The organism is Xenorhabdus khoisanae, from assembly GCF_001037465.1.
GTDB lineage: Bacteria > Pseudomonadota > Gammaproteobacteria > Enterobacterales > Enterobacteriaceae > Xenorhabdus > Xenorhabdus khoisanae.
This window is the reverse complement of record NZ_LFCV01000028.1, coordinates 31,883-44,469: the sequence shown is the minus strand read 5'-3', so window position 1 is coordinate 44,469 and position 12,587 is coordinate 31,883. Positions and strand designations below refer to the sequence as shown.

Annotated in this window: 13 protein-coding genes and 1 pseudogene; 4 read left to right on the top strand and 10 right to left on the bottom strand. The window is 44.3% G+C overall.

All coding sequences use genetic code 11. The annotated features are described in order from the left end of the window. Positions 1 to 140 precede the first annotated feature (140 nt). Positions 141 to 1,034 (top strand): LysR family transcriptional regulator, encoded by an 894-nt coding sequence (locus AB204_RS05085; RefSeq protein ID WP_047962300.1) that lies wholly within the window; start codon positions 141 to 143, stop codon positions 1,032 to 1,034. 337 nt (positions 1,035 to 1,371) lie between these two features. On the opposite strand, the pseudogene AB204_RS22250 reads toward AB204_RS05085, so the two are convergent. Next, positions 1,372 to 1,717 (bottom strand): annotated as a pseudogene (locus tag AB204_RS22250) (transposase); the annotation flags it as partial. A 614-nt stretch (positions 1,718 to 2,331) separates the two neighbouring features. Beyond that, positions 2,332 to 3,243 carry a LysR family transcriptional regulator gene (locus AB204_RS05075; RefSeq protein WP_047962299.1) on the bottom strand — a complete coding sequence of 304 codons (912 nt, stop codon included), beginning with the start codon at positions 3,241 to 3,243 and terminating at the stop codon, positions 2,332 to 2,334. Between the two features lie 275 nt (positions 3,244 to 3,518). On the opposite strand from AB204_RS05075, the gene AB204_RS05070 reads away from it, so the two are divergent. Together AB204_RS05070 and AB204_RS05065 are read left to right on the top strand one after the other, a co-directional pair. After that, positions 3,519 to 4,817 carry a 3-isopropylmalate dehydratase large subunit gene (locus tag AB204_RS05070; RefSeq protein WP_047962298.1) on the top strand — a complete coding sequence of 433 codons (1,299 nt, stop codon included), beginning with the start codon at positions 3,519 to 3,521 and terminating at the stop codon, positions 4,815 to 4,817. After that, positions 4,814 to 5,365: a LeuD/DmdB family oxidoreductase small subunit gene (locus AB204_RS05065; RefSeq protein WP_047962297.1), complete on the top strand. Its 552-nt coding sequence runs from the start codon at positions 4,814 to 4,816 to the stop codon at positions 5,363 to 5,365. The genes AB204_RS05070 and AB204_RS05065 overlap by 4 nt, the downstream gene beginning before the upstream one ends. Positions 5,366 to 5,421: 56 nt before the next feature. Here AB204_RS05065 and hemW read toward each other — a convergent pair whose 3' ends face one another. From hemW to AB204_RS05040, 5 genes are all read right to left on the bottom strand, one after another. Next, on the bottom strand, positions 5,422 to 6,552 hold the full coding sequence (gene hemW / locus AB204_RS05060; protein ID WP_047962296.1) for a radical SAM family heme chaperone HemW: 1,131 nt from the start codon (positions 6,550 to 6,552) through the stop codon (positions 5,422 to 5,424). Beyond that, on the bottom strand, positions 6,545 to 7,138 hold the full coding sequence (locus AB204_RS05055; RefSeq protein ID WP_047962328.1) for an XTP/dITP diphosphatase: 594 nt from the start codon (positions 7,136 to 7,138) through the stop codon (positions 6,545 to 6,547). Before AB204_RS05055 ends, hemW begins: the two co-directional genes overlap by 8 nt. A 65-nt stretch (positions 7,139 to 7,203) precedes the next feature. Beyond that, positions 7,204 to 7,767, bottom strand: coding sequence for a YggT family protein (locus tag AB204_RS05050; RefSeq protein ID WP_047962295.1), 564 nt, complete (start codon positions 7,765 to 7,767; stop codon positions 7,204 to 7,206). 32 nt (positions 7,768 to 7,799) lie between these two features. Continuing rightward, positions 7,800 to 8,621, bottom strand: a complete 822-nt coding sequence (gene proC, locus AB204_RS05045) for a pyrroline-5-carboxylate reductase (RefSeq protein ID WP_047962294.1) — start codon at positions 8,619 to 8,621, stop codon at positions 7,800 to 7,802. Between the two features lie 85 nt (positions 8,622 to 8,706). Beyond that, complete coding sequence (locus AB204_RS05040) at positions 8,707 to 9,402, bottom strand: YggS family pyridoxal phosphate-dependent enzyme (RefSeq protein ID WP_047962293.1); 696 nt, start codon at positions 9,400 to 9,402, stop codon at positions 8,707 to 8,709. A gap of 22 nt (positions 9,403 to 9,424) precedes the next feature. Between AB204_RS05040 and AB204_RS05035 the strand changes: the two genes are divergently transcribed. Next, positions 9,425 to 10,438, top strand: coding sequence for a type IV pilus twitching motility protein PilT (locus AB204_RS05035; RefSeq protein ID WP_047962292.1), 1,014 nt, complete (start codon positions 9,425 to 9,427; stop codon positions 10,436 to 10,438). Positions 10,439 to 10,526: 88 nt separating this feature from the next. Here the strand turns inward: AB204_RS05035 and ruvX are convergent, their stop codons facing one another. The 3 genes from ruvX to gshB form a co-directional block, all read right to left on the bottom strand. Next, on the bottom strand, positions 10,527 to 10,949 hold the full coding sequence (gene ruvX, locus AB204_RS05030; protein WP_047962291.1) for a Holliday junction resolvase RuvX: 423 nt from the start codon (positions 10,947 to 10,949) through the stop codon (positions 10,527 to 10,529). Next, positions 10,949 to 11,512 carry a YqgE/AlgH family protein gene (locus AB204_RS05025; RefSeq protein WP_047962290.1) on the bottom strand — a complete coding sequence of 188 codons (564 nt, stop codon included), beginning with the start codon at positions 11,510 to 11,512 and terminating at the stop codon, positions 10,949 to 10,951. The genes ruvX and AB204_RS05025 overlap by 1 nt, the downstream gene beginning before the upstream one ends. A 108-nt stretch (positions 11,513 to 11,620) precedes the next feature. Further along, positions 11,621 to 12,580, bottom strand: a complete 960-nt coding sequence (gene gshB / locus AB204_RS05020) for a glutathione synthase (protein ID WP_047962289.1) — start codon at positions 12,578 to 12,580, stop codon at positions 11,621 to 11,623. Between the last annotated feature and the right edge of the window lie 7 nt (positions 12,581 to 12,587).

Sequence of the window (12,587 nt, the reverse complement as noted above, 5' to 3'; positions counted from 1 at the left end):
CTCTCTCTTAATTTAGTTTACTTTGTTTTTATTAAAAAATATTCAGCCTTAATAATGTTGCTTAAATGTTTTTATTTTGTTAAATAAGTAATTTGTTTCTTATCATTGAATTTATCAATAATAATGACAAGGGTGGTGCTATGAAGCAGAATATTAGTATTAATCGTTTTGATGGGCGCGGTATTACTCTTGAGCAACTACGTGCCTTTGTGTTTGTTGCTACACATGGGGGATTTGCTAAAGCTGGCGAAGAACTGGGGAGAACGCAATCTACACTTAGCTTCAGTATTAAACGGCTTGAGGATGATATTGGCTGTCGTTTAATCGATAGGCGTCAAGGCCATATTATTGGATTAACTAATGAGGGAAAGCATCTTTTACCTGCGGCAAAGGAAATTCTTTCCCGTATAGCACAAGCGCTGCAATTAGTGAAAAAATACCAATTGAGAAGTAAAATTGCGCTCGGTGTGCCCAACGATTTCAGTATTACAAAACTGCACAAAGCAATTTCTTGGTGTCTGGTTGAACATCCTGAATTAAAAATAGAGATTACTGCCGCTTCATCGCCTGTACTTTCTGCACTATTGGAAAAACAACAATTAGATATGGCGATAACAAAAGAAATAGCAGGACGGCCAATTAACACTAATAATAAAAACATTTTATTTACTGAGTCATTGCATTGGGTTGCTTCAGAGATCTTATATTTCAGCGAACTGCAAGAAATTCCTTTGGTTATTTTTCCCAAAGGTTGTGTTATCCACCAATATGCCATAAAAACGCTGGAACATGTGAACAAACCGTACTTCTTTGCGTATGTCAGTTCTTCATTTGAAAACATAAGAAGTGCAATAGTACATGGGTTGGGGATTGGATTATTGCCACGTAGTGCATTAAATGATGACCAATGTGTATTATCCTCCGAACATGGAGTACCCAGTGTTCCAGCAATCCAGCTTGTTTTACAAGTTGCAGCTCAGAGTGATTTACATACACTTTTTGCTGATTATTTGCGCCGGTCATTATCAGAATAACGTCGGTATAAATATCGAAATAAAGTTGCTCCTGTCCACAAGCCATTGCTCTCGGTATAATCACAGGGCGAGCTGGCGTAGGATGGTTATTTGACTAAGAAGCTATTGGGAAGGCAAAAAACAAGTCGAAATCCAACAAACTGAGGACAAATTGTAGCGGTCAAGAAATAGCGGACACTTTTTTGGCCTCTGTCCTCTTCTCCTCATAAACAGCAGGTGGAACGCCCCCATTATAGCTACCTCGAAAGTTTCATAGCCCTCGCTCGGTACCCATTCGATTTTTAAGCTACGAAAGCCCCTTTCCATCGGGTTATTGACGCTCCTATGTCAAGCATCGTCACGGAATATATTTTAATTTAGTCAAAATTAATGGATAAAGTTCTCGGATAATATGGCGTTTCAGGCAACGTATTGCTTCCAGTTTTGAATGGCCTTCTCCGATCCGCCTGGCAACATATTCCTGCGTTTTAGCATCTGTACGGTACGTAATCTGCCAATGGCTATGATGTGAAGCGCGCTGCCCGATCACTTCCCCGATTGAGCCGATGACGCTGATTTTTCCCCGAGGACACGGGAACCGGGTTAACCCCGCATAAGGCTGCAAAGCCGGATTCTGAACGCAGACGCTCTGGATTATCGCTTGCTGTGATAAGGAGTTGGGATGTACATTCATATCCTACCGCTTTTCCTTCTGCTTTCAGTAACGCACTCAGGGTCCGGCTACCAGCTGCTCCCCGGCTTTCCTGATGCAATTCTTTGATCCGGCTCCTTAAGGCCAGACGGCGGCCGTCAACGCCTCTGTGTTGCCAGTCATAATAAGCCTTTCGCGACACCTGTAATACCTGACAAAGCGATCGAATCGTTCAGCTGTGTGATGAGCGTATAAACTTGTTGGGCATCTCGCTTATCAATACAGCGGCCTACTTTAAAATGGCTTTCTCCATTTCTAGCTATTTCACCTGAGCTTCCAGCTCCTTGATACGGCGTTGTTCAAGGGGCATCGCTTGACCACGCGGTGTCACTCCCTGAAGTTCAGCATGGTACTTTTCACCCATTTGCGCAGCAGGCTGGGGTCAATATCAAGGCTGCGTGCGACATCAACAGGATTTTGGTGCAATTGAATGGACTTGTTCTACCGCTTCCAGCCTGAATGTCGGGGAAAATAGCGCCGTGTTATTTGATGTTTTTTCATTGGTTACACCTTCTTTGACTGTCATTAGATTAACAGGCTTCTGAGATGTCCGGAATTATCATGCCACTATATTGTGTAGATACCTATGCCACATTGGGCGAGGGTTTACGGGGAATTTCCTAAATTTTGCTTCAGTTTATTCTGCAAAGAGAGAGCAAACTGTTGTACACGTGAAGATAGCGTGCTCTCTGATTTAAATAATATCCAGGCTTGATAAATATCCATATTCCATTCAGGAAGAAGCCGTATTAATTTTCCTTCTGCCACTGCTTCATGGGCTACATAGTCCGGCAGATAGGCAATACCAGCTCCCGCCAGCGCAGAACTCATCAATGCCACGCTATTATTGATGCGAAATCGGCTGCGTACTTCAATATCCAGCTTGTGCCTCTCTTTGCGAAATGGGAGAGAAATCGTATGTGCAGGGCCGCGGAAAAGGAGGTAATCGTAACGAGGAAGATCGTCAGGTTTCTCTATTGGGGAAAATTGGCGTATGTAGTCTGGGGTAGCGTAAAGCCCCCAAGTGATATCAATCAGCGGTGTGGCAAGTGAATGATGTGGCATTTCCCGCCCGATGACAATCGCAATATCGCATTGATCTTCTTCCATATTAATTGTTCTGTCGGTCAATTCCAGATCAACGCTGATATGAATATTTCCGGCAATAAAACTATTCAGGGCAGGGACAATACATTGACTGCCAAAAGATACCGGAGCAATCAGGCGTAAACTTCCCATCGGTTCTTCATGAAAATTGCGGATAAAATGCTCCGCGTCTTGGGCTTCGGTAAGAATCCGGTGGCAATATTGGTAATAACTCATCCCGACTTCTGTCACCTGAATTTTGCGTGTGGTGCGGTTGAGTAACTGAGTACCTAATCTCACCTCCAACTGTGCAATCTCACGGCTGACGGAAGACTTGGATAGCTTCAGTGATTTTGCAGCTTCGGTAAAACTCAACGTTTCTACTACGCGGGCAAAAACCACCATTGAGGTAAGATTATCAATATTATTCATGAAATAACCTAATGATTTACTCCGGAAATTGCCCTATAACATACCACATATCGTGCAGAGAAATGCCAATATTCCTTATTTATCACTGTTCCGTAAGAAAACATGTAGGAGAATAAGTGTCAGATTTAAGGGGCAGAAATTTCCCATTTTGCGAACGACTGTCTCATCATGGAAACAGTGAGCGATACAATGGTATTTCCCTACGATAAGGCGTAGTAATCTTGTTAGGATTACAATCTATCTAGTCTGTTTTAATCTTTCGGGGGTAATGTGAGATGAGCCAAACTATTACACAAAAAATTCTTGCGCGGGCAAGTGGGCGTGAGCACGTCACTCCAGGCGAAGTGGTTTGGGCGAAAGTGGATATTTTAATGTCTCACGACCCATGTACACCGGGCGTGGCCAGCGTATTTAAAAAAGAGTTCGGTCAGGATGCGCGAATATGGGATCCCGAACGTTTTATTCTCATCCCAGACCATTTTGTCTATTCGGCAGATTCACAAGCCAATCAGAACATTCGTGTCATGCGTGAATTTGCCGCTGAACAGAACATAAAATATTTTTATGACGTAGGAACTCCCAATTATAAAGGTGTTTGCCATATAGGGCTGGCAGAAGGAGGGCACACTCGCCCCGGAGAAGTGTTATTAGGTACGGATTCTCATACTGTAACCGCCGGTGCTTTTGGTGCATTTGCTATTGGGTTAGGAATTACTGATGCAGCTTATGCGTTAGGTACGGGTGAAATTCCTCTCAAAGTTCCCACGACGATTCGAGTCAATTTTACCGGAAACAAACCCGCCCATGTCTTGGCGAAGGACATGATTTTATCGGTACTGTCAGAATTAACTGTCGATGGTGCGACTTATCAGGCCATAGAATTTGGCGGTAATGTCATTGATGAATTATCAGTAGAAGAGCGCATGACGATTTGTAATATGGTCGTTGAATGTGGAGCGAAAAATGGCATCATGGTTCCCAATCAGGCGACTTTGGATTATCTGGCAGAACGGAATAATGTCCCTTTTGAAATTGTTTATCCTGACGAAGGTGCACAATATAGCCGTGTATTAAATATTGATGTTTCCGCAATGCAGCCAAAAATTGCTAAACCTCATTCTCCAGATAATGTGGTTTCTATTGAACAGGTTGCTAATGTTGCAATTTCTCAAGCTTATATTGGTTCTTGTACTGGCGGAAAATTAGAGGATTTTGTTGCGGCAGCCCGCATTATCAAAGGGCATAAAGTAACAATTCCGACTTACGCCGTGCCTGCAACAAAAGAAGTTTTCCATAAAACGATTACTACGCAAATTGATGGCGTTTCTGTCTATCAGATTTTAAGCGATGCGGGAGTGAAACTTTCTTCAGAATCAGGATGTGCCGCCTGTTGTGGTGGCCCGCCAGATACCTTCGGACGCGTTAATGATCCAATATCTGTGATATCGACAACCAATCGCAATTTCGTCGGTAGGATGGGGCATAAACGCGCCAATATTTATCTCGCTTCCCCTTATTCTGTTGCTGCGGCAGCGATTACGGGTCAGATTACAAATCCTGAGGAGTTTTTATGAGTGAGTTAAAGGAAAATATCATTCGGGGTGAGGTTTATGTCTTGGCCGATAATATTGATACTGACCAGATCCTCTCAGCCGAATATCTCAAGGTAAACCCTTCTACACCTGAAGGATATGCACAACTGGCTTCACTGGCGATGTGTGGATTACCGGAAGGATTTTTGCCTTTTATTGATGAAGATAAGGGTAAAGCAAAATATCCGATTATTGTGGCAGGGCAGAACTTTGGTTGTGGATCTTCGCGTGAACATGCTGTTGCCGCATTGGGAGCTTCTGGTGTGCAAGCCGTCCTTGCCCAATCTTATGCCCGAATATTCTTCCGGAATTGCGTATCAACCGGGCAGTTATTGCCCATTGCTGCACAGGAGCGTTTGTGTGACAAATTAGTCACGGGAGATAGTATTGAGATTGATGTTGAAAACCGGACAGTGACTTTATTGAAAAAGAGTGAGAAATATCAAACTGATCCTATTGGTGAACTTGCCAATATTGTCTCTGCTGGTGGACTGTTTTCTTACGCTCGCGCGACCGGAAGAATTAAATGATATAGAAAAACTGCACCTAATTTTCAGGTGCAGTTTATTAGAGAAGCAGTTTATTTTTAGATAAATAGCTCCAATAAGGAATTCAGGAATAACTTCCCGTGTTTCGTGATTTGCCAGTGAGTATCGCTTTCAGTGATATAACCCTTCGCCAGTGCTTCATCAATTTGTGGGCGAATTGCACTTTCAGGTAATCCGGTAAAATCACTAAAATCCTGGCGTGGCATGGATTCCAGTAAGCGAAAACGGTTCATAAAAAATTCAAATGGACGATCTTCATTATCCACCTGATTTTGTTGATCCAAATAACGCCCCTGCATATATCCGCGCGGATGTTTGGTTTTCACTGTGCGGAGAATGCGACCGTCTTCAAACGAGATTTTGCCGTGCGCACCACAGCCAATACCCAAATAATCACCAAAACGCCAGTAATTGAGGTTATGTTGGCATTGATAACCCGGTTTGGCATACGCCGAGGTTTCATATTGCTGGTAACCTGCTTTCGTCAGTAATTGATGGCCTTGGGAAAAAATATCCCATAGTGCGTCATCATCCGGTAAAACGGGTGGACGGGAGCCAAAACTGGTATTGGGTTCAATGGTTAATTGATACCAAGACAAATGCGGCGGAGATAGCTCAATGGCCTGACGTAAATCATTCAGTGCTTCATTGAGTGTCTGGTTGGGTAACCCATGCATCAAATCCAGATTGAAGCTGCGTAAGCCAAGCCCGTCAGCTAATTTTGCCGCTCGTTTGGCCTCTTCCGGGCCGTGAATGCGACCTAAACGGATCAGCTTATCTGAACCGAAGCTTTGTACCCCGATAGAAATCCGATTAATGCCGGCCTGCTGATAGGCACTGAAACGATCTGCTTCGACTGTTCCGGGGTTGGCTTCCATCGTAATTTCTGCGTGTGGGGAGAGCGAGAGTGAGGATCTCACTCCATCCAGCAATCGCTGCATACCCCCGGCACTTAGCAGGCTCGGCGTTCCTCCACCAATGAAAATCGTTGATACCTCGCGATCACCAATCATTGGCAGATCTGAACGCAGATCCGCCAGTAGGTGATCAACATATTCCTGATGCGGTACATCTCCCTTTAAAGCATGCGAATTGAAATCACAATAAGGACACTTTTGCACACACCAAGGAATATGAATATAAAGACTCAGAGGTGGCAACTTAAGCATTACGCATGGCTTCCAACAACATTTTTAACGCTTTTCCACGGTGGGAAACGGCCTGCTTTTGCTCGCGGCTCAATTGGGCAGCGGTACAGCTAAATTCTGGTGCATAAAACACAGGGTCATACCCAAAACCGCCTTCTCCAGCAGGTTCATGGGTAATAATGCCTGACCAGCGGCCGTGAAACACCAGAGGGGTAGGATCTTCGGCATGGCGTAAATAGACCAGAACACAGTTGAACTGGGCCTGACGTTGTTCGTCAGGAACATCACGCATGGCCTCCAACAGTTTTTCCAGATTCTCCTGATCGGAGGCATCACTGCCTGCATAACGGGCGGAGTAAATGCCGGGCGCACCACCCAGTGCATCAACGGACAGCCCCGAATCATCCGCAATGGCAGGTAACCCGGTGACTGCTGCTGCATGACGGGCTTTGATGATTGCGTTTTCAATAAAAGTAAGGCCCGTTTCTTCGGCAGAGTTAACGCCTAACTCGGTTTGAGCCACGATATCTAAGCCAAAGTCGGCCAATAAATCAGCCATTTCACGTACTTTGCCGACATTTCCTGTAGCGAGAACAACTTTTTGCATTGCCATTTATTTAATTAACCTGCGTATTTAATTAACCTATATATTCAATTAACTGATGTATCTCATTAACTTGCGAGCATTGTAGCCAGCCAGCCCATTACGTCATAACGCAGAGCGTTCAGTGCGTAGAGGATGAGGATCACAATCATGGCTGAGAAATCAAGACCACCCATAGAAGGGATGATACGACGGATAGGTGTCATTAATGGTTCGGTCAATTGAATCAGAACATAGTCAACAGGATTACGGCCTTGACTGATCCAGCTCAATAATGCACGGGCGATCACCAACCAGAATACGAGTTTTCCGGCAGCGGTCAGCAATTCAATGATCCCAACAGGAAGTAACAGGCTAACAGGAATTAAAAATTGACCTGTAGATAACCAAACCGGTAATTCTATTTTGACCAGTACAAGCAGATAAGCGAACAGAACTGACGCTGTGTCAATGGGGCCAACGGCAGGGATTATTCTGCGTAATGGACGTATCACCGGTTGGGTTATTTTAACAATAAATTGTGAGAATGGATTATAAAAATCACAACGCACCCACTGCATCCAGACTCGTAGCAGTAAAACGGCAATATATAAATCCAGAACTGTGAAAAAGATGAAGTTTAAGAATTGCATGTAGCAGCCCTGATTGAATTAAACCAATTGAATTAAAATAATTTTTCCATTTCCTGCGCTCGGTGGATTGCTCCTTGCATAGCCCGAGACACAATTTCAGGCAGATTGCCTTCATAAAAAATGCGTAATGCTTCCGCCGTTGTACCGCCTTTAGATGTTACCTGCTCGCGCAGGATAGCAAAAGGGAGATCTTTTTGCGTTTCAGCAAGTTTAGCTGAACCCATGGCGACTTGCAGGACAAGTTCTCTGGCAGTTTCGCTATCGAATCCCAGACGTTCTGCTTCTTGTTGCATGGATTCCATGAACAGGAAGAAGTAGGCAGGGGCACTGCCTGCAACGGCGATAATATCGTTAATCCCGTTTTCGTTATCTACCCAGCAGACTGTACCGACGCTGCTCATCAGCGATGCTGCAAATTCGCGATCGGTCTGAGAAACGTTATCAGGTGCAAATAGCCCACTGACTCCTTGCCCGATAAGAGAAGGGGTATTTGGCATTATACGGATAATATTTAGATTATCCTGCAACAGTGTGTAAAAACGAGCAGTTGGAATACCCGCAGCAATAGAAAGGATCAGTTTTCGGCTGAAATCGACTTGCGACCGTAGCGCATGACAAACTTCCGCCATCATCTGGGGTTTAACCGCTAACACAATGACATCGGCTTCCTGTGCGTAACGGATATTATCACTTTGGCTATTGATGCCATATTCTTTTGCCAACACATCACGGCGGGTTGTGTTTGGAGAACAGGCCGTGATGAGTTCGGCTGGATAACCTTTTTTGACCAATCCGGCGATAATGGCATGAGCCATATTTCCTGCGCCAATAAAGGTGATTTTACGACTTTCCATTAAATAATTTTCCATGAAACAACCTCGCATATTGATCAGTTAATTTGAGGTATCAAGTTAGGTATTTTTCTCAGCAAGACTTAAGTTAAGACTTATACTGGCGAGCCCCGAATATTGCTGTTCCAATCCGAACAAGTGTGGAACCACAGGTAATGGCGGCTTCCATATCATCTGTCATGCCCATTGATAGTGTATCGACTTGTGGATATTGCGTTTTCATTTTAATAAATGCTTGCTCCATTTGGCGAAAAACGGTGATTTGGCGTTCAAAGTCGCTTTCTGGTGCAGGGATCGCCATGAGTCCGCGTAATACAAGATTAGGCAACGCATTGATGATTGCGGCCAATTCCATTAATTCTTTTAGCAAAATACCTGATTTACTGTCTTCACCACTGATATTAACTTGAATCAGTACATTGAGCGGAGCCAGATTTTCAGGGCGTTGTTCGCTTAAACGCTGGGCGATTTTCAATCTGTCAATGGTATGACACCAGTCAAAATTTTCTGCAACCAGACGACTCTTATTGGACTGTAATGGGCCAATAAAGTGCCACACTAAATCGCTATGGTTGGAAAAGTGTTGAATCTTCTCGACGCCTTCCTGGACGTAATTTTCGCCGAATTCCCTTTGACCATTAGTGATGGCTTCTGCGATAGCATCCGCAGGTTTGGTTTTACTGACTGCAAGTAAAGTAATTTCTTCTGGAGAACGTCCGCATTTTTGAGCAACAAGAGTAATGCGGTTCCTGACATCGTGAAGATTTTGTTCGATATTGTTCATAATTGACTCAGGAGATTAAAAAATGAATATGGAAAAATTGGTGGCCCTTAGTGTAAAGCATAATGCTTCTGATCTGCATCTTTGTATCGGGCAAGTTCCGGTTTTGCGCGTTAATGGTGTGCTATACCCACAGCTGCAATTGGAAGAAATTAAACCCAATGCCCTTGTGACATGGAGCGAGGAAATCTTATCGGAAATTCAGAAGCAGCAGTTACAAAAGCACGGTCATGTTGATTTTGTCGTGGAAATGCCAAATAAACAGCGGCTCAGAGGGAATCTGTTTTATCAACAATCTCACCTGTCATTGGTATTGCGGTTAATTACGGATAAATGCCCGACTCTGGAACAACTGTATGCCCCTGATATTATCCAACGCCTTATCTTGCAGGAGACAAGTGGTTTGATATTAGTGACAGGGGCGACGGGAAGCGGTAAATCTACAACGCTGTCAGCGATGATTAATGCGTTAAATGGTCATGGCAATAAACATATCATCACGCTGGAAGACCCGATAGAGTTCGTTCATCAAAGCCGGAATTGCCTTATACAGCAAAGGCAAGTTGGTAAAGATGTACCGGATTATCAAACAGCATTGAAAGGTGCATTGCGGCAAGATCCTGATGTGATCTTGCTGGGAGAGTTACGTGATAAAGAGACGATTCGGCTGGCTCTGACAGCGGCTGAAACGGGGCACTTGGTTTTATCAACGCTACATACCCGTGGTGCGATTCAAGCGATAGATCGTCTGGTTGATGTTTTTTCTACAGAAGAGAAAGGCTGGGCGTGTAGCCAATTAGCCGGCAGTTTAAAAGCGGTTATATCCCAACAACTGATTCCTACCAGAGATGGAGGGAGAGTGGCTATTCATGAAGTTCTGGTCGTCAATCAAGCCGTCAGCCATTTGGTTAGGGAAGGTAAGAATCATCAAATAGCGACATTAATGCAGACAGGCGCTGCTTGCGGTATGCAAACTTACGAGCAAAGCCGACAGCAGCGCAAATCGTTAGGATTGCTGGCAGATGAGGGGGGCTGGTAATTGTGAGGCAGTTATAGCCATTTCTTATAGATAAGTATGGCTACTACGAATATTGCTGTTATCAAAATTGACACTAAAAATGTGGCTATTACGAATATTGTTGCTCAAACCAGCTTTCCAAAATGATAACAGCAGAAGCTGCATCAACCTTACCTTTATTCAGCGCCTTGTAGCCTCCGTGATCAAACAGATTAGAACGGGCTTCCACAGTGGTCAATCGTTCATCATGCAGTTCAACCTGAACACCAAAACGCCCGTGCAGGCGATTGGCAAACTTACGGGCTTGTGCGGTGACAGGTTGTTCTGTGCCATCCATATTGAGTGGCAAGCCAACAATAACCAGATCTGGCTGCCACTCTTTGAGCAATTTCCCGATAAGCTCCCAATTTGGTGAGCCTTCGTTGGCTTTGAAAGCAGATAGTGCTCTGGCTGTACCCGTGACTTCTTGCCCAATGGCTGCACCAATACTGCGAGTACCAAAATCGAAGGCGATGATAGTGCGGTTTTTCATCAGGCATGTCCTGCTTGTGATGCGAGATTATAAATATTTATCCCTAACAGAGACGCGGCGTCACGCCAGCGATCAGCAATAGGGGTATTAAAAATGATAGAAAGTTCTGCACTGACAGTCAGCCAGCTATTTTCCATAATTTCTTTTTCTAACTGGCCTGTTTCCCAACTTGAATATCCGAGAGTCATCAACACATTTTTCGGTTGACGGGGAGTTCCCAGTGCTTCCAGCACATCTTTGGAGGTTGTGACCATGGTTTCATCAGAGATCTGGATACTGGAGCTGAAACCTGATTGTGGTGTATGCAGAATAAAGCCGTGCTCTTCAGATAAAGGCCCGCCAGCCATTACTGGTCTATTGAGATCGATAGTAATGTCTCTATCTTCGGGAGCGATATCCAACTTCTGTAAGATATTCTGGATAGAAACTTGGGCTATCGGTTTATTGATAATTAATCCCATTGCCCCGTTTTGATCATGTTCGCAGATATAAACTACAGAGCGGTTGAAATAAGGATCAGAGAGCGAAGGCATGGCAATAAGAAAGTGGTGCTGTAGATTCATGTGTTTTCTGATAATTATTTTGGCAATGTAAAGGTAATTTGGCCCACAGTATGTGGGCACTTATTATAAATGGCAAATGTTGCCAGGAAACGAAAGTTGTTCGGGCTATTATGCTATCTGTTTTTCCAATCGTTTTTCGATAGCATTCATCAGCATGCCAGTAATCGAGATGTCAGGGAATGCAGCCTCTATTTCACGAACGCAAGTCGGGCTGGTGACGTTAATCTCAGTTAAACGATCACCAATGATATCTAGCCCAACAAAGATTAACCCTTTCTCTTTTAAGACCGGAGCAACTGCACGGGCGATCGCCCAGTCACTTTCTGACAATGGGCGGGCTTCTCCACGTCCACCGGCTGCAAGGTTACCACGAGTCTCTCCCTGAGCTGGAATACGAGCCAGACAATAAGGTACAGGTTCGCCATCAACAACCAATACGCGTTTATCACCATCTTTGATGGCTGGCAGGAAGTTTTGAGCCATACAATAACGGCTGCCATGTTCAGTCAGGGTTTCAATAATTACCCCGACGTTGGCATCGTCTTGCTTCAGACGGAAAATTGAAGCGCCTCCCATACCATCCAACGGTTTAAAAATTACATCACCATGTTTTTGGTGGAATTCGCGTAAATTTTTTGCATTGCGGGTTACCAGTGTATCGGGGGTCAACTCTGGGAACCAGGCTGTAAATAGCTTTTCATTGCAGTCGCGCAGGCTTTGAGGCTTATTAACAATCAGGCTGCCTTTAGCTTCAGCTCTTTCAAGAATATAGGTAGCATAAATGTATTCAGTATCAAAAGGCGGATCCTTGCGCATCAGAATGACTTGCAAAGTATCAAGGGCTATCTCTTGTTCACTACCAAACTGGTACCATTGCTGTGGATTTTCTTCTACTGTGAGCAAACGGGTGCGGGCACGGGCTTCTCCTTGGTGCAGGTAGAGATCGTTCATTTCCATATAATGGATTTCCCAGCCACGTTTTTGTGCTTCCAACAGCATGGCAAAACTAGTGTCTTTCTTGATTTTGATGGATGAAATTGGATCCATCACTATACCGAGCTTGATCATTTCTTCT